Genomic DNA, 22,942 nt, shown 5'->3' on the forward strand with positions numbered 1-22,942 from the left:
CAGACTGTCCGCAGCGCCCCTCAGGCCGTGCCGCGCCCCGCGTACGCCACCGGGTCCGCGAGCACGTCCGTCATGACCAGGGCCGCCGCACCCCGTGCCGCGTCACCCGCGACGGACGAGGCGCGCAGCCTGCCGCTGCCCGGGGACCACAGCCCGGACACGACCCGGCCCGTCAGCTCCTCGTCCACGGGCGGCGACAGCCACGGCATCAGGTTCCGGTAGATCCCGCCGAGCACCACGGCGTCCGGGTCCAGCAGATTCACCGCCCCCGACAGCACCCGGCCCAGCATCCGGCCCGCCCCGGCAACGGCGGCGACCGCCCGTTCGTCGCCCGCCCGGGTGCGCCGCTCCAGCTCGGCGACCGCGATGCCGCTGCCGGTCTCCTCGATGCCGGCGGCCCGCAGGAGCGCCGCCTGGCCCGCGTACTGCTCCAGGCAGCCGCGCGAACCGCAGCGGCACTGCGGCCCCCGCGAGTCCACCACCACGTGCCCGATCTCGCCGGCGAAGCCGTGCGCCCCGCGCAGCAGCTCGCCGTTGATGACCAGGGCGCCGCCGACGCCGATCTCACCGGTCAGGTAAAGGAAGCTCCGGATCCGGTCCAGCCCGCCGAACCACAGTTCGGCCAGCGCCGCCAGATTGGCCTCGTTCTCCGAACTCACGGCCAGCGCCTCGCGTCCGGGACGCTCCTCGGCCAGCGCGGCCGCGAACAGCTCCTGCGCCGGGACCTGGTTCCAGCCGAGGTTCGGCGCCTGGCGCACCGCGCCGCCCGAGACCAGTCCGGGCAGCGCCAGCGCGACGCCCACCGGGAACAGCTCCTGCTCGCCCGCCGACTCCAGGGTGCGCGCGGCGATCCTGGCCGCCCGCGCCAGCACCTCCGCGGGGGGCGCGCCCCGGTTGTCGAGGTGCTCGGTGAGCCGGACCCGGCCGGTGCCCGCCAGATCGACGACGCACACCGACACGTAGTCGATGTTGACCTCGACACCGAGCCCGGCCGGACCGGTCCTGGCCATCTTGAGCGCGGTGCCGGGCCGGCCCGCCTGCCCGCTGAACGTCTTGCCGGACTCCGTCAGGAACCCGCTGTCGAGCAGCTGCTCGACGAGCGAGGAGACGGCGGCCCGGGTCAGCCCTACCCGCGCGGCGACCCCGGCCCGGGTCGCCTCGCCCTCGCCCTCGTCACGGACGGCCCGCAGCACGAGGCTGAGGTTGCTGCGCCGGACGGTGTCCTTGTCGGCCTTGGGCCCCAGCGGCGTGAGGTTGCTCTTCATATCGGTGCCGAGCCTATGCGATCTCGTACACCGGTACGGTCCGGATGCGGTTGCCCCCGGCCCCGGCCACGCCCGGTTCAAGGGGTGTGTCCGGGGCCGGCGGGCTCAGCCGGTGGCCCCGCGCTCCTTGAGCATGTCCGCCATGAGCGCGATCTCCGACCGCTGGGCCGTCACCATGCCCGATGCCAGGTTCCTGATCTCGTCGGTGCCCGCGGCATCCGCGGCGGCCTGTGCCATGTCCGCGCCGGCCCGGTGGTGCGCCGTCATCAGCCGCAGGAACCGCACCTCCGCGTCCTTGCCCTTCGCCTTGCGCAGCGCGTCGAGTTCGGTGTCGGTCGCCATGCCGGGCATCAGCGCCCCGTCGCCGCGCGGGGTGACGGTGTGGCCCATCCACTCCATGGGCGGGCCGGGCGAACTCTTCGCACGGCCCCATATCTCCAGCCAGCCCAGCATCATGCCGCGCTGGTTGGCCTGGGTGTTGATGATGTCGAACGCGAGCCGGCGCACCGCCACGTCGGTGGTCCGGTCCCGGACGATGAACGCCATCTCGACCGCCTGCTGGTGGTGGACCGCCATGTCGCGGGCGAATCCGACGTCCGCGGAGGTCTCGGCGGGAGCGGACGCCGCCGCCTTCGCGTCCGGTGCAGGGGCCGAGGCGGAGGGGCGGGCCAGCATGAGCGCGACCAGGGCCAGCGCGAGCAGCAGCAGGGCGCCGCCGGCCAGCACCAGCGGGCGGGACGCACGGACCGTGGACCCGGCCGAGGGGGTCACTTGGCGATCCCGCCGCTGCACGCGGCACCGGGCTCGGGGGTCTGCGGGCCCTGGACGTACTTCGTGAAGAACTGTGCGACCCGGGCGTCGGAGGCGCTCTTCACGGTCACCTGCTTCCCCCAGGCGCTGAGCATCAACGGCGCGGCCTGGTCCTCGACAGGGCTCATCAGGGAGTACGGGGTGGCCGATACCCGTTCACCGAGCTTCTTCACGTCGGCGGGCGCCGCCTTGCCGTTGTACGTGACCCAGACGGCGCCGTGCTCCAGCGAGTGGACCGCGTTCTCCTTCGGTATCGCCTCGGTGTAGACGTCGGCGTCGCAGTTCATCCACGCCGGGTTGTGGTCGCCGCCGACCGGCGGGTTCATCGGGTAGTCGACCTTCTTGTCGACGTGGTCGCGCCCGAGCTTGTCCCAGCTCTTCTCACCCCGGACGGGCGAGGACTGGGCGGCGGTCTCGGCCTTGTCCTTCTTGTCGGCGGTGTTCATCAGGTAGCCGCCGCCCGCGACGAGGCCGGCCAGGACGACGACGGCGGCGGTGATCGTGATGACGCGGCTGCGGCGCTCGCGGGCCCGCTCCTTGCGGCGGGCCTCCTCCAGCTTGGCGCGGCGGGCGTTGGCGGGCGTGTGCTTCTTGGCGGAGGCCATTGGTGGGTCCTCTGGTTCGGTGAGCCGGACGGTTTGCGGGCAGACGGATGAGCCCCCTCAGGAAGGGGGGACAGGCGCTGCTGCTAGATCCGTTGAACCTGGAGGCGCAGGTGGTCGACGTCGCCGACGGCGTCGTTGGAGGGGCCCCGGATGCCCGCGGCCCCGGTGAGGGAGCCGGCCGGGAGGACGGCCGGTGCGCAGGGGAGCGTGGCCGGTGCGGGCGGGGCGGTCAGGACGACCGGCGTGGCGTCGTCGGGTGCGACGTGGCAGGAACTTCCCCGGTTGCGCGGGGCGTCGGCCACCACGACGCGTGCCTCGTCCGCCACCGCCGCCCGGGTGAAGGAGTGGAAGGCGCTGAGGGGGACGGTGCCGTGATGCGGGTCCGCAGTGGGTCCCGCGGAGTTGAACGAGCAGCACGACGCCACGGAGAGCAGCACCAGCAACCAGCCGAGCAGCACGGGGACGCGGGCGCCGCGCACCCGGACGGTCCGTCCGCTCAGCCTGTTCATCCCGGACATCCTAGCGGTGTGTGAACTTTCAAATGAGTGCGGAGGGCCGTTCCGAAGCTGTGGATGTGCCGGGAGGGGGTTCCGCCCGCGGCATGGCGGGATAGTGTGCCCCGGTGACAACGCACTCGAACGTATCTGCGGGATGGTATCCGGATCCGCACGGCGCGCCCCAGCTGCTGCGCTACTGGGACGGCTCCCAGTGGACCGAGCACACCAACCCGGCGGGCGGCCAGCAGCAGGCTCCGGCCCAGGGCCAGGCTCCCGCTCAGGCGCAGGTGCCGCACCAGCAGGCCCCGCAGCACAACCAGCAGGCGGCCCAGCAGCACAGCCAGCAGCAGGCGCCCCAGCAGCAGTACCAGCAGCAGGCGGCCCCGCAGCACCAGCAGCAGGCTCCTGCCCAGCAGCCGGCCGCGATGCCGCAGCAGGGTGTCCACCCGCAGCAGGGCGCTCACCCTCAGCAGGGCGGCGGTCCGGGTGCGGGCTCGCTCTTCAACCAGCAGGTCCTGGTGGTGAACCAGAAGGCCAAGCTGATCGAGGTCACCAACGAGTACAGCGTCTTCGACCAGCACGGCAACACCGTCGGCTCGGTCGTCGAGGTCGGTCAGAGCGCGCTCCGCAAGGTCGTGCGGTTCCTCAGCAGCATCGACCAGTACATGACCCACCGTCTTGAGATCCGTGACGCCTACGGTCAGCCGCAGCTGCTGCTCACCCGCCCGGCGAAGTTCATCAAGTCCAAGGTCATCGTCCAGCGCCCCGACGGGCAGCCGGTCGGCGAGATCGTCCAGCAGAACGCCATCGGCAAGATCAACTTCGCGATCATGGTCGACGGGCAGCAGGTCGGCGCGATCAAGGCGGAGAACTGGCGCGCCTGGAACTTCGCGATCGTGGACCACAACGACGCCGAGATCGCCCGGATCACCAAGACCTGGGAAGGCCTCGCCAAGACGCTGTTCACCACGGCGGACAACTACGTGCTGCAGATCCACTACCAGCTGCCCGAGCCGCTGCTGAGCCTGGTGGTCGCCACGGCGCTGACCGTGGACACCGCGCTCAAGCAGGACTCCCGCGGCCTCGGCTGAGCCGCGCGGCCCGTACGCGAGACCGCCCGCGCCCCCCACCTGACACGGTGAGGGACGCGGGCGTTCGGCTGTGTTCAGTCCGCAGGAGTGCGGGCCGTCGCCGTGTTCAGTCCGCCGCGCGCTCCGGCTCCCGGTCCGGCTCCCGGTCCGGCTTCTGGTCCGGCGGCCCCAGCCTGGCGAACACCGCCGCGAGGATGACCGCGGCCAGCGCCCCGGCGGCCACACCGCTGCCGAAGACGGTCCGGGCCCACACCGGCATCCCCGCGTACATCTCGGGGGCGAAGACCGGCAGCAGCCCGACGCAGAGCGCGAGCGCGACCACGATGCCGTTGGTGCCGTGCGTGAGGTCCTCCCGGCTGAGCATGCCGAACCCCATCGTCGCGATCACCGCGTAGATGATCAGCCCCGCCGCGCCGACCACCGGCTCCGGGATGGCGGCGAGCAGCCGGGTGAGCGGCGTGATGAGGCCGCACAGGATCAGCAGCACCCCCGCGCCCGCCGTGACGAACCGGCTGCGCACCCGGGTCAGCTGGACGATGCCGATGTTCTCCGCGCTGGTCACCATCAGCGACGTACCGAAGATCCCGGCACCCAGTGAGGTCACGGCGTCCGCGCGGGAGATCCGCGGGACGTCCCGGGCCGGGTCCGGAGTCCGCCCCACCGCCTCACTGTTCAGGACGGTCTGCCCGGTCGCCTCGGCCAGCGACGCGAGCGCGAACACCAGCAGCGGCACGGCGGCCAGCAGGTCGAAATGCGGCGTGCCGTACGGGAACGGGTCGGGCAGCGCGAACGTACTGCCGTGCGCCATGTGGAACGCCGTACCGCTGAGCGCGGCGACGACGGTGCCTCCCACGAGCCCGAAGAGCACCGACATCTGCCGCCAGACGCCGCGCATGAACAGGAAGAACAGGGCGATGATGCCGAGCGTGGCGAAGCCGAGCCCGGGGCCGGAGGCGATCATCGGCGCGGTGATCTTGATCATGTTGATCCCGATCAGGACCACCGTGGTGCCCATCACCAGCGGCGGGAAGAACCGCACCAGTCGGCCGTAGAGCGGCAGTACGGCGATCAGGAAGACCGCCGCGATCAGCACGGAGCCCGAGGCGGTGGCGGGCCCGTGCTCCTTGGCGACCTGGAGGAAGATCGCCACCGCCGCACCGCCCGGCAGCATCAGGAACGGCAGCCTGGCGCCAACGCGCAGCGCCCGTACGCCGAGCGACTGGAGCAGCGCCCCGATACCGCAGAGCACCAGCGTGGCGCTGAGCAGCGACGCCGTCTGCGACGCCGACAGTGACAGCGTGGTGCCGATCAGGATGACCGAGGAGACCGGGGCGGCGACCCCGGCGAGCAGGTGCTGGAAGGCCAGCGGGACCAGCCGGGGGAGCGGCAGCCGCTCGTCGACCGGTGCAACGGACGGAACCGGCGCGGCAGGGGCGGCCGTGCCGGGGGCGGGGGAGGCCATGGTCCGGCTCAGCCCTTCGGGACGTCGAGCCAGGGGAGCTCCCCGGCCGAGTAGCGGTAGGAGCGGAACACGGCGTTGGGCTCGGACGGGAACAGCTTGCGCACTTCTTCTTCCTGGTAGCCGCCGAAGAACGGCACGATGTACTCCCAGCACAGGTAGCCGTCCCGGGTGACCTCGAAGAGCCGTCCGGCCGGGGAGTCCGTCACGAGCGTGTTCCCGTTCGGCAGCCGCTGGGCGCTGCCCATGAACGGCGCGAAGAACGACTCGCGTGCCGGGTCGTGGTACTCCCAGACAATGGTGCCACTCGACCGCTCGATCTCGATGACCCGGCTGAACGGGACGTCCCAGTGCGGGCGGAAGACGCCGTTGTCGAAGACCAGGAAGTTGCCGTTCTCCAGCTCGGTCGGGCAGTGCTGCTGCGAGACGACACCGGGCTCGCTGCGCCAGATGATCTCGCCGGTCTCCCGGCTGATGACGATCACCGCGGACGCGGAGCGAAGGCTCGCCAGGATGTTGCCGTCGCTGGTCGGCAGCACGCTGTTGATCAGCGGGTAGTGCTCGCGCGAGTAGTCGGGATGCAGCGGGAAGCCCTCGCGGTCGAGGTGCTCCGAGACCTTCCACTCCCAGACCGTGCGGCCCTCGGCGTCCACCTCGACGATGGTGTCCGCCCAGACCGTGCCGTCCGGCTCCGAGCCGGGGACCCCGCCCCGGACGGCGGCCGCGGCCTCGCCGGTCAGCGGCTCCAGCGCGGCGTAAAGCAGCCGGCCGTCCCCGTAGTGGTACGCGTCGTGGTGCTGGTAGCGGTCACGGTGCTCGCGTACGACGGTGCCGTCGGGGGTGATCTCCTGCATGATCCCGCCGCGGTACTTGTGCCACATCGGGAAGAGCGCCGGCTCGTCCGGGAGGACACCGCTGTACGCGAGGTTGCCATTGGGCAGGATCCTGGCGTGCCGTCCCGGCCGGTGCGGGAGGTCCCACCGGTGGACGACCTCACCGCGCATGTCGATGAGGTACACCTCGCCGCCGCCGGTCAGCGGGGCGAAGAGGGTGTACCCGCCGTAGGAGGCCTCCTCGTCCAGGGCTATGAGTCCGGTGCCGCGGCGCCGTCGCTGGTTCTGGTCCACGAGGGGCATGGATCGGTCCTCCCGGTTAACTTTATTAGGTGGGACTTAAAAGATTAACCGGCCCGGTAGGCTGCTCACTGCCCCGCCGGCTGTGGTGTGCGGCACGCGGGACACGGAATGAGTGAGATGAGCGAGGCGGACACCCCACTGGTCGGCCCGGGAATTCGCCGACGGCGCCGCGCCCTTGAGCTGACCCTCGCGGAGGTCGCGCGCCGGGCCGGTCTCTCCACGCCCTTCCTCAGCCAGATCGAGAACGGCCGCTCCCGGCCGAGCATGGGATCGCTCCAGCGCATCGCGGACGCGCTCGACACGACCGCGGTCCAGCTGCTGGCCACGGCGGAGGCGCCCCGCCCCGTCGATGTGGTGCGCGGCGCCTCCGCGTCCGTGCGGGAGACCGGTGCGGAGGGCGGTGACGGCCGGATGCGCCCGCTGGTGCGCGGCCATCAGCGCCTGCACGCCCTTGAGTTCACCGGGGACCACGACTGGGGCCGGGAGTTCAGGCACCGCAACGACGAGATCCTCTACGTCGCGGACGGCGGAGCCGAGGTCGAGGCGGACGGCAGCTTCTACCGGCTGGAGCGGGGCGACACCCTCTACTGCGCCGGCGGTCTCGTCCACCGCTGGCGCCCGACGGAACCGGGCACCCGGGTCCTGGTGGTCGGCATCGCGGACCACGTCCAGGCGACGGACGAGCAGACCGGGTGACCGGGGCGTTGCCGGGTTCCTCCGCCGCTACCCGTCCGTGCGGTGAACGCCGAACACGGCGCCCTGGGGGTCCCGGACCACGGCGATCCTGGGGCCCTGCGGAATGCTCGTGGGCGGCATCAGCAGATCGCCGCCGGCCTCCTTCGCCTTCTCCGCCGTCGCGTCCACGTCCGCGACGACGAAGTACGGCACCCAGTGCGGCGGCACCTCCGGCGGGAACTTCTCGTCCATCGTCAGCACACCGCCGAAGTCCGCGCCGTCGATGCCCCACTGCGGGTACGTCTTCGAGGCGCTGACCGTCCAGCCGAGGACGGCGGGATAGAAGGTGAGCGCCGGCCCGGCCTCACGGGTGACGAGCTCGGTCCAGCCCAGTGCGCCCGGTTCGTTGAACAGGTCGGCGCCCGCGAACGCGCGCCCCTGCCAGAGCGAGAACACCGCGCCGGACGGGTCTGCGACCACCGCGAACCTGCCCTGGTCGAAGATGTCCATCGGGCCGACCAGCAGTGAGCCGCCCGCCGCCGTCACCTTCCCGGCCGAGGAGTCCACGTCCCCGGTGGCGAAGGAGACCGTCCAGGCCGGCGGCCGGCCCGGCTGGTAGGCGGGGCTGAGCGCCGCGACGCGGGCCTCACCGAGGTGCGCCATCGTGTAGCCGCCCGCCTCCTCGCGCGGATCGGTCTCGCACCGCCAGCCGAAGAGAGTTCCGTAGAACGACTTCGCCGCCGGGACGTCGGAGGTGCTCAGTTCGATCCAGCAGGGACCACCGGGCACCGGTGCCGTGAGTTTCATCCTGATTCCTCCGCACATGCGTCGGTCCGCGTGACTTCTCTGTCGTTCGAACGCTATGGCCGTGGGCGGTCGCGGGCCATTGGAACGGAGATCTCGATCAAAGTGTTTTATATGTGTAATACCTGTTAACGTATTTGGGTGAGCGATACAACTACCCGGCCGCGTCGGCAGCCCTCCGTCCACCGGCTCCCGCTGGCGGGACCGCTGCGCCTGGCCCGGCCCTCCGACATGTGGCTCAAACCGGCCTCCAGCGTGGTCGTGGCCACGGCGATACCCAACCTGGTGCTGTTCTCCGTCGACCGCCTCGACCTCGTGATGTACACGATGGCCGGCTCGCTCTGCGCGCTGTACGGCCACAACCTGCCGTACGCGCGACGCGCCCGGAGCATCGCCGGAGTCGTCCTCGGAATGCTCGCCGGCCTGGCGGTATCGCTCATCACCGCGTCGCTGACCGGTTCGACCGCCGTCCTGATCGCCGTCGGCGCACTCCTGGCGGCCGGGCAGAAGCTGCTCTGCGACGCCACCCGGATCGGTCCCCCCGGACCGCTGATCTTCACGTTCGTCAGCTCCGCAGCCCTGTTCGCCCCGCAGCACCTGAGCCAGGTACCCGGTCACCTCGCCCTGACCCTCGGCGCGGGCGCGGTCTCCTGGCTGGTCACCGTCGCCGGTCCCGCGCTCATCCGCCGCGAGGGGCCCGAGCGCCTCGCGACGGCCCGCGCCCTGAACGCGGCAGCGGCCCACGCCGCGGACCCCGGTCACCACACCCGGCGCGCCGCGGTCGCCGCGGTGCACGCGGCGTGGCAGACCCTCCTCGCGGCCGGACGCCCCACTCCCGTACGCCGTGCGCTGGAGCGCCTCGTCGTGCACGCGGAGACCGCACTCGCCGCGGGCACGCCCGCCGCCGACGGGGGAGCGGCTGTCCACGGCGGGGGAGTCCCCGAGGCCGCCGACCCCGCCCTGCTGCGCGACTGGGCCGCCCGGACCCGGGCCCGCGGACCGGTGCCCACCCCGCCGGCCGCCCCCGGAACGGCCGCCGAACTCTTCGGCATCGAAGCCGAACGCACGGCCCTGCGCCCCACCGCACCGGGCGAGGCGCGCCGCGCACTGCTGCGCCGGCTGGGCCCCGGCTCCCCGCTGCTGCCGATCGCGGCCCGCGCCCTCATCGGCTGCGCCCTGGCCGGTTACCTCTCGGCGGCCGTCGGCGTCGGCCGCCCCTACTGGGCCATTGTCACCGCGGCCTCCCTCTTCCAGGCCAATGTCACGCTCTCCTGGAACCGGACCCTCCAGCGCACCCTCGGCAACCTCGTCGGCGTCCTGGTCTTCGCCGCCGTTCTCCCGGTCGCCCGGACCGGCCCGCTGGCCCTGATCGGCTTCTGCCTCTTCTTCAGCTTCGCCGCGGAGGCCCTGATCACCCGCAACTACTGGCTCGGCTCCGTCGCGGTGACCCCGATGGCCCTGCTCGTCCTGGAGTACGCCGGAAGCCACCCGGCCGGTGAACTCATCGGCGACCGGGTGCTGGACACCGTCATCGGCGCCGCGGCCGGAATCCTCACCGCGATGCTCGTCACCAACCGGCGCGCCGCGGGGCGGGTGGAATCGGCACTCGCCGCCGCCGAACTGGCCCGCGCCCACGCCGTACAGACCCTCGCCGCCCCCGGTTCGAGCCCCGCCGCACTCGAAGCCGCCCGCCGCGGGCTCACCGGCTGCCTGGTCGAGCTGCGCGAGGCGGACGAGACGGCGGCCGGCGAATGGTGGCAGCGCGACCTGCCCCAGGAGGAGGTACTCGCCGCCGAGCAGGCCGGACACCGTACGCTCGCGGCGACAGCAATACGGCAGGGGCTGATCGCCCCGGCCCCGGAGAACGGAGCGGTGTGACCGACGACATCGTCGCCTCGGTGGTACGGCAGTGGCAGGCAGTCAACCCGGAGCTGGACACCGGACCCATGGAGCTCATCGGCCGGATCAACCGCTGTGCCGCCCTGCTCCAGCAGGCCGAGGACGCCCCGCTGCGGGCCGCCGGACTGACCCGTGCCGAGTTCGACCTGCTCGGTGCGGTGCGCCGTACCGACCGCGAACTCACCCCGGGCGAACTGGCCAGGGAGACGTTCTCCTCCGGCGCGGCCGTGACCAAACGCCTGCGCGTCCTCCAGGAGCGCGGCCTCACAGAGCGTCGCGGCGACGCCCGGGACCGCCGGGTCGCGCACGTGCGGCTAACCGACGAGGGCCGCGCGCTCGTCGACGGACTGCTGCCGCAGCAACTGGCCTACGAACGCGCGGTGCTCTCCGGCCTCGACGCGGAGTCCAGGGACCGACTCAGCGCGCAGCTCAGCGAGCTGCTGGTACAGCTGGAGGGGCGGATCGGCGGGGCCCGCCGCTGACCGCCCGGAGCGCGGCGGACCGCCGCAGCTCCTCCGCGCGGCGCACCAGCGCGGCGTCGTCACCCCGGTCCGCGGGCGCGCAGGCCATCAGCGCGAGCAGGTCCCGCCGGCCGGAACCGGCCAGCGGGACGGCGACCGTGTTCATGCCCGGCACCGGCTCGCCGCGGCCCAGCGCGTATCCGCACGCGCGGATGTCCGCCAGCTCGTCGAGCAGCGCCGACGGCGGGCCGGCCGCGTCTGCGCCCTCGTCCGGCCGCTCCCGCGGATACAGGGCGTGGACCTGTTCCGGGGTCATCCGGGAGAGCAGCACCCTGCCGCCGGACGTGGCGTACGCGGGATAGGTGCGGCCCGCCTCCAGCACCACCCGCACCGGCTGCCCGGACTCGCGGCCGTCGGTGATGACGATCCGGTCCCCGATGAGCGTGACGCTCTGCACGGTCTCGCCGGTGCGCCGCACCGCGTCGTCCAGTACCGCACCGATCTGTTCGCGGTCCTCCGCACGGAACCCGGCGAGCCGCCCCAGCGCCATGAGCTCTGGACCGGGGGAGTAGCCGCGGCCCGAGGCGTCCCGGACCGCGAAGCCGCGCCCCTCCAGGGTGCTGAGCGCGCGGTGGGCGGTGGAGCGGCCGACGGAGAGCAGCGCGGCCGCCCCGGAGACGGTGAGCGAGTCGTGCGTGAGGTACAGCCGCAGCAGCCGAAGCCCGGTGTCGAGTGACTCGATGGTGTAGTCCCGTGTCGGCTCCATGAGATGTCCGTTCCTCTGTTCGTTCGGACGGCGACCACGCGCTCCACTCGCGTGCCGGTCAGAAATCTGTTCCTTTCGATCCGCTTCGATCACATGTGCCCCTGTACCGCTGTCCGGTACGGACTGCGTCGATCCGGAGTCGCTGTGTTCGCCGGTTTTCCCAGCAACCCTACGCCGCATGGGTGTTGAGGCCGTACAGGATCCGGCAGGCGGGTGCGTGCGTCCCGTACAGCGGGACGCAGGGGAGTGATTTATCCGAAATCTCCCCTCCCGTCACTCCCCGCGCACGCTCGGAGGCGGTGTGTGCAAAACCCGCGAGTGTATTACCGCTGGAGTGCTCGCGCAGGGGGTTGGGTGAATGTGCCGAAGCACTGTTTCGATCTGACTAAGCTCACGCGCAGTGAAGTCGAGTTGATGCGAATTCGAGCGCTTGTTCCCAACTGACCTGTAAGCGCTGTACTTCCTGAATAATCCCCCGAGTCAACCGCCAGAGGTTTTAGATGGTTCGTGTTGAATCACCGCCGATCGACCGAGAAACACCTGTCGTCCGCGCCGTGTTGCTGCCCGTTGTCGCGATGGCGGGCGCGACCGCCGCAGCCGTGGCGCTGGTTTCCGGGGCCGCGCGGATACCAGTCGTCCTGTGCGGCGTCTTCGCCACCGTCGTGGTCGCCGTGCTCACCGCCGAACTCGCCCGCCGCGCACGGACGATCCGCCGCCAGCGCGCCGAGTACGAGCACCGCTGCAGCGGCCTTGAACGCCGGCTGGCCAACCATGACGAAGAGACCGTGCGGATCAGCAAGGAGCTGCTGCCCGCCGCGATCCACCGGCTACGGGTGGGCAACTCCCCGGACGAGGTGCTGCGCGACGTCGTGGACGCCGACCCGGTCTACCGGCATCTGCCCGACGCCCAGCGCTCCCTCGTCTACACGGTGCTGGACATCATCGACAACGAGGAGGCGACGCGTGACTCCGCGCAGCGCGCCTTCGTCAACGTCGCCCGCCGCGTCCAGGCGATCGTCCACCGGCAGGCCAGTGAGCTGCGGGAGATGGAGGAGCACCACGGGCGCAACCCCGACGTCTTCGACGACCTGCTCCGCATCGACCACGGCACCGCGCTGATCGGCCGGCTCGCGGACTCCATCGCCGTCCTCGGCGGTGCCCGCCCCAGCCGCCAGTGGCCCAAGCCCGTACCGCTGTTCAGCGTGTTGCGCGGTGCCATGTCGCGGATCCTGGAGTACCCGCGCGTCGATCTGCACTCGATCGCCAAGGTCGCCATCATCGGCACCGCGGTCGAACCGCTCATCCACGCCTGCGCCGAACTCCTCGACAACGCGACCCGGTACTCGCCGCCGCAGACCCGTGTGCACGTCACCGCCGTCGAGGTGCAGACCGGCATCGCCATCGAGATCGAGGACGGCGGCGTCAGCCTCAGCGAGGAGGCCCGCGCGCGGGCCGAGAACATGCTCGCCAGGGCCCAGGCCGGCTCCAGCATGAACGACCTCGGTGAGTCCCCGCGGCTCGGCATGGCGGTCGTCGGCCGGCTGTCGCGGATGTACGACCTCCAGGTCTCGCTGCGGCAGTCCGCGTACGGCGGTGTCCGCGCGGTACTCATCGTGCCCCGCTCCATGATCACCACCGGTCCCGCGCCCGGCATCGCCCACGGCATCGGTGCCACCTCGCGGCCGACCAGCGACATCGACCTCGCGGACATGAAGCACGTCGTTCCGGCACGCAGCACCCACCGCAAGCCCAGCCCGCTGGGCGCCCGTCCGGCCACCGGTCCGGTGGCCCCCGCCGCCCGTCCGGCCGCCCCCATCGCCCCGGTCGCCATGGAGGACGAACTCCCCGTGGTGACGGAGTGGACCGCCGGCGGACTCCCGCAACGCCGCAGCCGCGGCCGCGCACCGCTGGGTTCGCACCACCTCCCCGCGCAGCCCGCAGACCCCACCGCGGGCCGGACCAACGGCCACGGAAACGGCCATGAGAACGGCAAGGAACCGCCTCCCGGAATCTGGCTGGAGGCGTTCACCAAGGGCGCCAACGGCGTTCCGCGGGAACCCGGGCCCGACGAAGACTCCGATGACGCGTGGGACAAGGGGGACCTCAAGTGATCCAGCAGCGGGGCAACATGGACTGGATGCTCAAAGAGCTGGCCGACGACGTTCCGGACATTCACCAGATCGTGGTGCTCTCCGCGGACGGCCTGCGCATCGCCCGGCACGGCGGCGACCCCGATGTCGCCGACCGGCTCGCGGCGGCCTGCGCCGGACTGCAGAGCCTGGCCGCGGCCGTCGCCTCCGAGATCCCGTACAGCGACGGCCGGATGCGGCTCGTCGTCATCGAGGTCACCGGCGGGTTCTTCTACCTGATGGCCGCCGGAGCCGGCGCGTATCTCGCCGTGCTCGCGGGCGAGACGGTGGACGCGGGGCTCGTCGGATCGCGCATGCGCGACATGGTCGTACGGATCGGCGCCCATCTGACGAGCCCGCCCCGGCACGACGGGCAGGCCGGATGAGTTCGATCCGACGAGAACGCCGCACGGTCGATCCGGCGCTGAGCGATCCGGAGCGGCTCTACGTGATCACCGGCGATCCCGACGGCAGCGAGCGGGCCGCACTCGACCTGGTCACGATGGTGGTCTCCAAGTCGCAGCCGACACCGACGGTCCAGCCCGAACAGGCCGTGATCCTGCGGCTCTGCCAGGCCCCCTTGTCCGTCGCGGAGATCTCCGCCTACCTCAGCCTGCCGTTCAGCGTGGTGACCTCGCTCCTCACCGATCTCCTCGCGACCCAACTGATCGAATCGCGAGCGCCGATCATCCGCGCGACCCTCCCGGACAGGTCCCTCCTCGAAGCGGTGATGCATGGACTTCAGAAACTCTGACACGATCACGGGCCCCCGGAGCGAGGACATCCTGCCCACCACGGCCACGGCCGCGGTGAAGGTCGTGATCGTCGGGGGGTTCGGGGTCGGCAAGACGACGATGGTCGGCTCCGTCAGCGAGATCCGGCCCCTGACCACCGAAGAGACCATGACCCAGGCCGGCGTCGGCGTGGACGACAACTACGGCGTGGAGAGCAAGACCGCCACCACCGTGGCCATGGACTTCGGCCGGATCAGCATCAGTGAGGAACTGATCCTCTATCTGTTCGGCACCCCCGGCCAGGAACGCTTCTGGTTCCTCTGGAACGGCCTGTTCGAGGGAGCGCTGGGCGCCGTCGTCCTCATCGACACCCGTCGGCTGGAGGTCAGCTTCGACGTCATCGGGCGGCTGGAGGAGCGCGGCGTACCGTTCGTCGTCGCCGTCAACACCTTCCCCGACGCACCGAAGCACCCCGTCGAGGCCCTGCGCAGCGCGCTGGACCTGCCGGACGAGGTCCCGATGGTCGACTGCGACGCCCGACTGCGCGCCTCCAGCCGCGATGTGCTGATGACGCTGATGCGGTACCTGCACACTGCGGCCGTCCCGCTCGGCTGACGTCCCACGCGTCCCGCGCACCCGTTCCGCGCGCCCCCACCGCGTACCCCCATTCGTCCGCCCTTGGCAGTCTGATCCCTGGAGCGATCGTGACAACCCCATTTCACTACGAGCCCGGAGCGGCCACGGGGCCGGTTCCGCCCCCCGAGTGCCCGGCCCACGGCCTCGGAATCGGCCCCGGCGGCCTGCGACGGCTCTACGGCCCCGAGGCAGAACAGGACCCGCACGGCCTGTACGACAAGCTGCGCGCCGAGCACGGCTCCGTGGCGCCCGTGCTGCTGCACGGCGACGTGCCGGCCTGGCTGGTCCTCGGGCACAGCGAGAACCTGCACATGACCCGTACGCCCTCGCAGTTCTCCCGCGACTCCCGCCGCTGGCGGGCGCTGCAGGACGGCACCGTGGCCCCCGACCACCCGCTGGCCCCGATCTTCACCTGGCAGCCGATCTGCGCCTTCGCGGACGGCGCCACCCACGAGCGCCAGCGCGGTGCCGTCACCGACTCCATGAACCGGATCGACACCCGCGGCGTCCGCCGCCACGTCAACCGCTACAGCAACCGGCTCGTCAACGACTTCTGCCGGGAGGGCCGCACCGACCTGGTCAGCGAGTTCGCCGAGCGGCTGCCGATGATGGTGATGTGCGCGATCCTCGGGATGCCGGAGGAGTACAACGACCGGATGGTGGGGGCCGCCCGGGACATGATCCGCGGCACCGCCACCGCCGTCGAGAGCAACGCCTACGTGCTCGCCGCGCTGAGCCGCCTCGTCGAACGGCGCCGCCGCGAACCCGCGGACGACTTCGCCACCTGGCTCGTCGAGCACCCCGCGGACATGAACGACCAGGAGGTCGCCGAGCATCTGCGGCTCATCCTGATCGCCTCCTACGAGTCGACCACCAACCTGATCGCCAACGTGCTCCGCATGGTGCTCACCGACCCGCGGTTCCGGGCCAGGCTCAGCGGCGGCCACATGACCGTCCCGGAGGCGGTCGAGCAGACCCTGTGGGACGAGCCGCCGTTCACCGCGGTCTTCGGCCGCTGGGCGGTCGGGGACACCGAGCTGGGCGGGCAGCGCATCAAGGCGGGCGACGCGATGATCGTCGGCATCGCCCCGGCCAACACCGACCCGGTGGTACGGCCCGACCTCAACGCCAACATGGAGGGCAACCGAGCCCACCTCGCGTTCAGCGGCGGCCCGCACGAATGCCCGGGGCAGGACATCGGGCGCGCCATCGCCGACGTCGGCGTGGACGCGCTGCTGATGCGGCTGCCCGACCTCGAACTCGCCGTGGACGAGAGCGAACTCACCTGGGTCGGCAACATCATGGGCCGCCACCTGACGCAGCTCCCGGCCGAGTTCGCCTCCCGTCCGCCGCAGGACGACCGGGAACCGCCGTCCATGGGCAAGCCGAACCCGGCCCGCCAGGACTGGGAGGTGCAGTCGGCGGTCCGCCACACGGCGCCGATCCCGGTCCGCGCCTCCGTGTCCCCGGACCCGGCCGGCACCGGTCCGACCGGGGCGACCGTCGCGGCCGACGGTTCCGCGGCCGCGCCCGGTGATGCCTCGGGCCTCGTTCCGCAGCAGCGCCGGCCGCCGGCCCCGGCCCGGCTGTGGAGCGTCGTGACGCGCTGGTGGAGCGGCCACTGACCTGCGGTGGAAGGTGACGACGGCCCGGCGGAAGGGGACCATCCGGTTTCCTTCCGCCGGGCCGTTGTCACCGTCGGGCGGCAGCACCGGCCCGTCGCACCGAGCCACTCGCGACGCCCCCACGTACCATGCGGAAGCGTGAAGCTGACAATTCTGGGTGGCGGCGGGTTCCGGGTTCCTCTGGTCTACGGGGCGCTGCTCGCCGACCACGCCGAGGGGCGGGTCTCCTCGGTCACCCTCTACGACACCGACCCCGACCGGCTCACCGCCGTCGCCCGGGTGCTCACCGAGCAGGCCGAGGGCATCGCGGACGCCCCGGCCGTCATCGCCACCACCGAACTCGACGAGGCGCTGCGCGGCGCCGACTTCGTCTTCTCCGCGATCCGGGTCGGCGGGCTCGCGGGCCGGGCCGCCGACGAACGGGTGGCCCTCGACGAAGGCGTGCTCGGACAGGAGACCGTCGGCGCGGGCGGGATCGCCTACGGACTGCGCACCGTGCCGGTCGCGGTCGACCTGGCCCGGCGCATCGCCCGGCTCGCCCCGCACGCCTGGGTCATCAACTTCACCAACCCGGCCGGACTGGTGACAGAGGCGATGGCCGCCCACCTCGGTGACCGGGTCATCGGGATCTGCGACTCGCCGGTCGGGCTCGGCCGCCGGATCGCCCGGGTGCTCGGCGCGGATCCCGACCGGGCCCGGATCGACTACGTCGGCCTCAACCACCTCGGCTGGGTGCGGGGACTGTACGTCGACGGCCGGGACGAACTGCCGAGGCTGTTCCAGGACCCGGAGCTGCTCGGCTCGTTCGAGGAGGGCAGGCTCTTCGGCACCGACTGGCTGCGGTCCCTGGGCGCGATCCCCAACGAGTACCTGCACTACTACTACTTCAACCGCGAGGCGGTCCGCGCCTACCAGGAGGCGGAGCAGACCCGGGGCGCCTTCCTCCGGGAGCAGCAGGAGGGCTTCTACGGCCGCATGAAGGACCCGGACACCCCCGCCCTGGCCACCTGGGACCGCACCCGCGCGGAGCGCGAGGCGACCTACATGTCGGAGAACCGGGAGGTGGCGGGGGCCGGCGAGCGCGAGGAGAGCGACCTCGACTCCGGCGGCTACGAGCAGGTCGCGCTGGCCCTCATGCGGGCCGTGGCCCGCGACGAACGGACCTCCCTGATCCTCAACGTCCGCAACCGCACCACGCTTTCCGTGCTCGACGCGGACGCCGTCATCGAGGTGCCCTGCCTGGTGGACGCGAACGGCGCCCACCCGGTCGCCGTCGACCCGCTGCCGTACCACGCGGTCGGGCTGGTCACCGCGGTGAAGGCCGTCGAGCGCGCGGTGCTGGACGCGGCGGCGAGCGGTGCACGTGCCGACGCCGTCCGGGCGTTCGCCCTGCATCCGCTGGTCGACTCGGTCTCGGTCGCCCGCCGACTGGTCGACGGCTACACCGGGGTCCACCCGGGGCTGGCCTATCTGAGGTAGCACGTCCTGTGACCGCCCCGCTGCCCCGCAGAGCGACCGCCGTCGGCGGTACGGTCACGCCGCCACGCCCTCCGTGAGTTCCGTCAGATCGGCGAGCAGCTCGGAGACGGTCACAGCGTCGAGGCCGCTGAAACGCAGCGTGTGGTCGCGGCTCTCCCGGTAGTCGTCGGGCCGGGTGTCGAGCCAGACCGTTTCGAGGGTCTGTCCGGGGTCCATGCCGACGGTGCCGGCGGCGATTACCTCCCGCAGCGCGATCACCAGGCAGCAGTCGTCGCCGAGCCGCTTGGAGATCCAGCGCTCCACGCCCGCGTCCTGTGGTACCCCTCGTTCCCAGCCGTGCCGCAGGAGTCCGAGGACCCTGCCGGCCGGAACCTGGAGCCCCTCGAAGCGCTTCAGCCGGTCGCTTCCCGCCTCCGCCTCGCTCAGCGTGAACACGCCGCGCCCGAGCTGTGCGAACGGCTGCTGGATCCCGTGGTCCGCGAACACCTCCGACCAGGCGGTCAGCTCCTCGCCGAGGTGCAGCGGATGTGCCGGTCGGACGGTCGCGTCCTCGGGCAGCGTGAAGGCCCCGGACCCGGCATCGGTGAAGGTGCGGTCCTCGGCGACCCGGAACGCGGTGTGCCCCTCGTCCGTCCCGCTCAGCCACACCAGTCGGCGCACCAGGTGCCACACCAGCGGATGGGCCACGAACAGATCGTGGAACTCCTGTGCCGACCAGGACCGGCCCGTAACCATCGCGGTCTCCAGTCGGCACACCTGGTCGGACGCGATGGTCCGCACGTCCCTCTTGAGCGCCGTGAAGCGCTTGCGCGTGGCCTGGGCCGACTTCATGTCGTCCCCGGAGCCGGGCGTCGGCAGGCCCTTGAGGAGCTTGCCGACGCCGTCCACGACGTACGGCCGCAACTGCTCGTCGAAGCCCACCGTGAACGTCCGGGTGCCGTAGTCGAGGACCGTCGAACCCTCCGCGTCCAGACCGAGGTCGGGCACCAGCCGGTCGGAGAGCTGTTCGCCGGTGAGGCCGAGATCCGAGGCCACTTCGGCGATCTTCTCCGTGGCCCGGATCTTCAGTGCCTTGGACTTCACTCGCTGGGAGATGTCGTGCAGGTGCCGGAGGGCGGCATCACCACCGATCGCTGCGAGCACATCGAGCCCTTCGACGGCCCGGTGGTGATCACCCTGGACGGGCCAGTAACAGATCACCGGGGTCAGCCGACGGACTGTCCCGGCGTCACCGAGCAGCCCCAGGGCGGACAGCGCCCATGATCCCTCGGCGGGGCAGGAGGCGAACTGCCACTGCTCGAAGAGCTTCCAGGCGAACTCGGTCAGAGAGGCGGGATCCGCCGTCCGCACGACATCGTCGAGCCCCGGATACACCTCGCCCGGCCTGGACATCGCCAGCATGGTCAGGACATGGCACACCGACTCCTGCGGCAGTGCTCCGCCGGAGCGGACGGCGATCGGCGGCAGCCGTGCGGGATCCGCCCAGCCCGGCAGGGCCGGCACGGCGACGGGCAGCGCCCGCTCCAGCGGATCGGCGGCCAGCAGCTCCGCCACCGCTTCCACCGCCAGGTCCCCGTGGCGTTCGGCGGCACCGTGCACGACGGCGTCGCCGTGCACCGCGGCGATCCGGAAGAGGGCCCTTTCGGCGGCACGCCGGGCCGGGCCGGCCTTCCCCACCGCGTCGGGCACCAGAAGCGGCGCAGCCGCGACGCCGTGCCGTTCGAACCAGGAACGGGTGAGGGCTCCCGTGGATTTGAGCCGTGCCGCCCAGGCGGCCATGTGCCGGGCGACGGTCACGTCGATGAACGGCAGCAGCAGCGGGGCCAGGGAGCTCGGCTGCCGGGGCACGGTCCGCAGCAGCAACGGCAGGGCGTCGAGCCCGAAGCGGGCGGCGATCGGCTTCAGCGTGTCCGAGCCGTTCCAGAGATCGGTCGGGTCCCAGACGGCGAGCGCCGGAGCGACCAGCTCCTCGGGCCCGTGCGCGTAGACCCACGCGGGCTGCAGGCTCGACGCGTTGAGGCCGTGCTGGAGGGTGGCGATCGTCTCCTCCCAGTCGTCGTCGCCGTCGAGCTGCCGCCGGTTGTACCAGGTCGTGGCCGCCGCCCACTGCTCCCGCTCACCGGGCAGCCATACCACCGCGGGCTCGGAGGCCGCCGTCAGGCCGGTCACCGCGGAACGCTTCGCCTTGCTCAGGGGCCGGGTCCACGGCGGCGCCGTCAGCACGGACGGCAGGGTGTCCGCGTCGGAGGCGTCGGCGACCCGGTTCACCGGGTTGAGGAGGGGTTCGACGATCTTCACGAGATCACTGTCGAGTGTCGGCAGTACGGCCTCCACGAGGCTGCGGTGGGCGGCGATGTGCCTCGGCAGCAACAGCTGTGCCGTGCTGTAGGTCCTGTCCGGACGGTCGCGCACATGTGCGGTCAGCAGGCGCAGCGCCCGTACCGGATAGCGGAGCATCGCCTGGGCGAGGGCGGCGTTGACCTGTTTCGTGTACGCCCGGTCGAGCAGCAGAAGGAACGCCTCGTCCGTCGGGACCTCCACGAGAGCGTTGGCGATCTGCCTCCTGCCGTCCGCGTCGGTGTAGGTGTTCTTCAGCCATTCGGCCAGTAGCGGGACGACGGCCGTGCCGATGCCCTCGGCCATCGTCGCGATCCGGGCCAGGCTCTGGCAGAGGCCCGGCAGGGGCGGGAACGCCGCAGCCTGCTCGGCGGAGTTGAGCGTGCAGTACACCAGGGACAGCAGGCCGTAGTCCTGTCCGGCGATCACTTCCGGATCGGTGCAGAGAGCGGCGACCCAGTCGGTCTCGCTCGGCGCCAGATAGGCGGTGGCGATCCTGCGGTGGGCGTCGGTTCGGCACCGGGTGAGCCCCTCGACCGTCGCGCGGTAGGTCTCCTCGTCCGTGGCGGCGAGCAGCGCGCGGACCCGGTCGGCTTCCGGGAACTGCGCGTTCGCCCAGTAGATGTAGTGAGGCCGGGGCAGCGCCTCCAGCCAGGGGCCGGAGCGCACTTGTCCACCCCGTTCCCAACGCGCCCGGACCATGAACAGCTCCACCGTGGCGCGGGCCGCGAACGGCAGGCCGTGGTCCCGCACCCAGCTGTCCACCCACGTCGCGGCAGTCGGCGAGGCGGGGCGGACGATGGAGGCCAGCCCCGCCGCCCCGGCCGGTGAGGGACAGCCCGCGAGGTGGTGCCGCACCTGGTCGACGAGTGCGGGATCGCTGCGGGGCGAGTCCAGGAATTCCTGGGTCAGGGCCATCTCTTCGGCCGTCCGGGCCGAGAGAGCGTCCAGGGCCTTTCGCTGCGGCCGGGCGGGGGTGCGGGCCACTCCGCCCCGGCGGGGATGGAGCAGCCGCTGCCAGCCGGCCGGCAGCACGAACGTGTCCTCGTCGGGCAGCGCCCGGGGCTGCCCGGTCAGGACACCGGCCCCGGAGGTGCTCGCCTCCGCAGCGGGACCGTCACCTGAGGGCGCCGCGGCCCCCACCTCCCGGTACCCCTTGCGTTCCTTCTCCGCCACCGACTTGGCCACCTGCGCGTCCGCCGCCCGCGCGGACGCGTACTCCTTCGTCTGCGTACGCCCGTCGCTCCCGCAGCGCCCGTGGCGCACCGTCACCACGGCCCCGTCCGCGCCGGTCTCCCAGAACTTCGACGCACTGCCCTCGACGTACTCCCAGCGACGCACAGGCCCGCCCCCTTCACATCCGGTCGACCCCTACTGCCACGGGTTTCTCGTTCAGTGGTTCCACAGTAGAGCCGGCCACTGACAACGCAGCGTGACCAGAGCCCCGGAGCGGGTGAAAGGGCGAGGCCGCCCTCCCGTACGCGGGCACCGGCGCCAGGCCGGGGCGTGAGCGGTGTGCTCCAGGTACGACTGGACAGCCCGAAGGGCCGGATCGTGGATGTGCGAGTACGCGGGTGGGGGGCGTCGCATCGTCGATGCGACGCCCCCCACCCTTGTCCCCGTCGGTCAGGGGGCGGAGGAGACCCGCGGGCCGCCCGCGGACGTCCACGAGGGCGTCACCCCGGTCACCTGGCAGACCATCAGGTAGAGCGGGATGGGCGGCGTGTAGGGCGTGCGGCTGTCGGGCTGATGGATCAGCCGGGGCCGCACCGCCGGGACGTAGGCGCCGCGCGCGTACGCCGCCTGATCGGGCCAGTCCAGTTCGAGATCGGAGCCCGACGGGACGATCCACCACCAGCGCTCCCCGTCGTCGAAGACACAGCCGGTACGCGGCAGATGAGACATCAGCCGGAAGCCGTACCGCGCCGGCACCCCCACCGCGTCGCAGCCCAGGGTCGCCGTGAGGGCCGAGGGGAGCGGGAGCTGCACCCGTCCGCCACCGGGGCGGCCCGGCTCACGGGGGCGACGGGTGCCCAGGAGATGGGACATGGCGTTCTTCAGCATGAGTGCTCCGAGCCGTGCGGCAGTTCTGCCCAGACGATGCGGCCCGAGCCGTCCCCCGCGTCGCGGGACCCCCAGGCGCTGCACATCGCGTCCACGAGCAGCAGGCCGCGTCCGTGCTCGTCGTCGGCGTTGCGGCACAACCGAGGTCCGCCGGGCTGGTGTCCTTGGTCCTGTACGGCTATGCGCAGCCGGTGGTCGAGGCAGCGCAGCTCGCACACGACGCGAGAGCTGGAGGTGTGCACCACCGCGTTGGTCACCAGCTCGGACACGATGAGGATCGCCGCGTCGTGGGCGTCGTCGTCCAGCCGCCACTCGTCCAGCCGGGCCCGTGTGAGCCGACGGGCACCGGCCACCGACTCCGGGTGCGCGGGCAGCGCGAAGCAGTACCGGAGCGCTTCCGTCCCGGGACTGAGGTCGACGAGCCGGGAGATGAGCGCACTGCCAGGTGCCACGACCGAATCCTCACAGTG

General features: G+C 72.0%; 21 protein-coding genes. 10 read left to right on the plus strand and 11 right to left on the minus strand.

The features are described 5' to 3' along the window. Nucleotides 1-20: 20 nt before the first annotated feature. The 4 genes from OG892_RS34535 to OG892_RS34550 form a co-directional block, all read right to left on the minus strand. Nucleotides 21-1,265, minus strand: coding sequence for an ROK family protein (locus OG892_RS34535; RefSeq protein ID WP_327339989.1), 1,245 nt, complete (start codon nucleotides 1,263-1,265; stop codon nucleotides 21-23). Nucleotides 1,266-1,370: 105 nt separating this feature from the next. Beyond that, nucleotides 1,371-2,036, minus strand: a complete 666-nt coding sequence (locus OG892_RS34540; RefSeq protein WP_371631152.1) for a DUF305 domain-containing protein — start codon at nucleotides 2,034-2,036, stop codon at nucleotides 1,371-1,373. Further along, the gene (locus OG892_RS34545) at nucleotides 2,033-2,680 is read right to left on the minus strand and encodes a DUF3105 domain-containing protein (RefSeq protein WP_328695038.1); all 648 of its coding nucleotides are present in this window, start codon (nucleotides 2,678-2,680) and stop codon (nucleotides 2,033-2,035) included. The genes OG892_RS34540 and OG892_RS34545 overlap by 4 nt, the downstream gene beginning before the upstream one ends. A gap of 83 nt (nucleotides 2,681-2,763) precedes the next feature. Continuing rightward, a complete protein-coding gene (locus OG892_RS34550) occupies nucleotides 2,764-3,189 on the minus strand; it encodes a hypothetical protein (RefSeq protein WP_371631153.1) in 426 nt (141 codons plus the stop codon). 113 nt (nucleotides 3,190-3,302) lie between these two features. Between OG892_RS34550 and OG892_RS34555 the strand changes: the two genes are divergently transcribed. Next, nucleotides 3,303-4,268, plus strand: a complete 966-nt coding sequence (locus OG892_RS34555) for a phospholipid scramblase-related protein (protein ID WP_371631154.1) — start codon at nucleotides 3,303-3,305, stop codon at nucleotides 4,266-4,268. A gap of 106 nt (nucleotides 4,269-4,374) precedes the next feature. Here the strand turns inward: OG892_RS34555 and OG892_RS34560 are convergent, their stop codons facing one another. Continuing rightward, complete coding sequence (locus OG892_RS34560; RefSeq protein WP_371631155.1) at nucleotides 4,375-5,730, minus strand: uracil-xanthine permease family protein; 1,356 nt, start codon at nucleotides 5,728-5,730, stop codon at nucleotides 4,375-4,377. 8 nt (nucleotides 5,731-5,738) lie between these two features. Beyond that, a complete protein-coding gene (locus tag OG892_RS34565) occupies nucleotides 5,739-6,863 on the minus strand; it encodes an aryl-sulfate sulfotransferase (protein ID WP_371631156.1) in 1,125 nt (374 codons plus the stop codon). A gap of 108 nt (nucleotides 6,864-6,971) precedes the next feature. Between OG892_RS34565 and OG892_RS34570 the strand changes: the two genes are divergently transcribed. Then, complete coding sequence (locus OG892_RS34570; RefSeq protein ID WP_073734334.1) at nucleotides 6,972-7,559, plus strand: helix-turn-helix domain-containing protein; 588 nt, start codon at nucleotides 6,972-6,974, stop codon at nucleotides 7,557-7,559. A 27-nt stretch (nucleotides 7,560-7,586) separates the two neighbouring features. Here the strand turns inward: OG892_RS34570 and OG892_RS34575 are convergent, their stop codons facing one another. Then, nucleotides 7,587-8,345 (minus strand): VOC family protein, encoded by a 759-nt coding sequence (locus OG892_RS34575; protein WP_371631157.1) that lies wholly within the window; start codon nucleotides 8,343-8,345, stop codon nucleotides 7,587-7,589. Nucleotides 8,346-8,573: 228 nt separating this feature from the next. Between OG892_RS34575 and OG892_RS34580 the strand changes: the two genes are divergently transcribed. Both OG892_RS34580 and OG892_RS34585 read left to right on the plus strand, forming a co-directional pair. Beyond that, nucleotides 8,574-10,220, plus strand: a complete 1,647-nt coding sequence (locus OG892_RS34580; protein ID WP_371631741.1) for an FUSC family protein — start codon at nucleotides 8,574-8,576, stop codon at nucleotides 10,218-10,220. After that, nucleotides 10,217-10,723: a MarR family winged helix-turn-helix transcriptional regulator gene (locus OG892_RS34585; protein WP_073734337.1), complete on the plus strand. Its 507-nt coding sequence runs from the start codon at nucleotides 10,217-10,219 to the stop codon at nucleotides 10,721-10,723. Before OG892_RS34580 ends, OG892_RS34585 begins: the two co-directional genes overlap by 4 nt. Here the strand turns inward: OG892_RS34585 and OG892_RS34590 are convergent. After that, nucleotides 10,671-11,468 (minus strand): IclR family transcriptional regulator, encoded by a 798-nt coding sequence (locus OG892_RS34590; protein WP_371631158.1) that lies wholly within the window; start codon nucleotides 11,466-11,468, stop codon nucleotides 10,671-10,673. The genes OG892_RS34585 and OG892_RS34590 overlap by 53 nt on opposite strands. A 500-nt stretch (nucleotides 11,469-11,968) precedes the next feature. Between OG892_RS34590 and OG892_RS34595 the strand changes: the two genes are divergently transcribed. The 6 genes from OG892_RS34595 to OG892_RS34620 all read left to right on the plus strand — a co-directional run bounded on the left by OG892_RS34595 (nucleotide 11,969) and on the right by OG892_RS34620 (nucleotide 18,071). Further along, the gene (locus OG892_RS34595; protein WP_073734339.1) at nucleotides 11,969-13,579 is read left to right on the plus strand and encodes a sensor histidine kinase KdpD; all 1,611 of its coding nucleotides are present in this window, start codon (nucleotides 11,969-11,971) and stop codon (nucleotides 13,577-13,579) included. Beyond that, a complete protein-coding gene (locus OG892_RS34600; RefSeq protein ID WP_024494673.1) occupies nucleotides 13,576-13,983 on the plus strand; it encodes a roadblock/LC7 domain-containing protein in 408 nt (135 codons plus the stop codon). Before OG892_RS34595 ends, OG892_RS34600 begins: the two co-directional genes overlap by 4 nt. Beyond that, nucleotides 13,980-14,351 (plus strand): DUF742 domain-containing protein, encoded by a 372-nt coding sequence (locus OG892_RS34605; protein WP_073734340.1) that lies wholly within the window; start codon nucleotides 13,980-13,982, stop codon nucleotides 14,349-14,351. The genes OG892_RS34600 and OG892_RS34605 overlap by 4 nt, the downstream gene beginning before the upstream one ends. Continuing rightward, a complete protein-coding gene (locus OG892_RS34610; protein WP_073734341.1) occupies nucleotides 14,332-14,946 on the plus strand; it encodes an ATP/GTP-binding protein in 615 nt (204 codons plus the stop codon). Before OG892_RS34605 ends, OG892_RS34610 begins: the two co-directional genes overlap by 20 nt. Before the next feature lie 89 nt (nucleotides 14,947-15,035). After that, nucleotides 15,036-16,592, plus strand: a complete 1,557-nt coding sequence (locus OG892_RS34615; RefSeq protein WP_328864656.1) for a cytochrome P450 — start codon at nucleotides 15,036-15,038, stop codon at nucleotides 16,590-16,592. 138 nt (nucleotides 16,593-16,730) lie between these two features. Then, on the plus strand, nucleotides 16,731-18,071 hold the full coding sequence (locus OG892_RS34620) for a 6-phospho-beta-glucosidase (RefSeq protein ID WP_073734343.1): 1,341 nt from the start codon (nucleotides 16,731-16,733) through the stop codon (nucleotides 18,069-18,071). A gap of 54 nt (nucleotides 18,072-18,125) precedes the next feature. On the opposite strand, the gene OG892_RS34625 is transcribed toward OG892_RS34620, so the two are convergent. From OG892_RS34625 to OG892_RS34635, 3 genes are all read right to left on the minus strand, one after another. Next, a complete protein-coding gene (locus tag OG892_RS34625) occupies nucleotides 18,126-21,749 on the minus strand; it encodes a WGR and DUF4132 domain-containing protein (RefSeq protein WP_371631159.1) in 3,624 nt (1,207 codons plus the stop codon). Nucleotides 21,750-22,034: 285 nt separating this feature from the next. Beyond that, nucleotides 22,035-22,472: a hypothetical protein gene (locus tag OG892_RS34630; RefSeq protein WP_328864654.1), complete on the minus strand. Its 438-nt coding sequence runs from the start codon at nucleotides 22,470-22,472 to the stop codon at nucleotides 22,035-22,037. Then, nucleotides 22,466-22,924: an ATP-binding protein gene (locus OG892_RS34635; protein ID WP_073734346.1), complete on the minus strand. Its 459-nt coding sequence runs from the start codon at nucleotides 22,922-22,924 to the stop codon at nucleotides 22,466-22,468. Before OG892_RS34635 ends, OG892_RS34630 begins: the two co-directional genes overlap by 7 nt. Nucleotides 22,925-22,942: the final 18 nt, after the last annotated feature.

This window comes from Streptomyces sp. NBC_00341 (assembly GCF_041435055.1).
Lineage (GTDB): Bacteria > Actinomycetota > Actinomycetes > Streptomycetales > Streptomycetaceae > Streptomyces.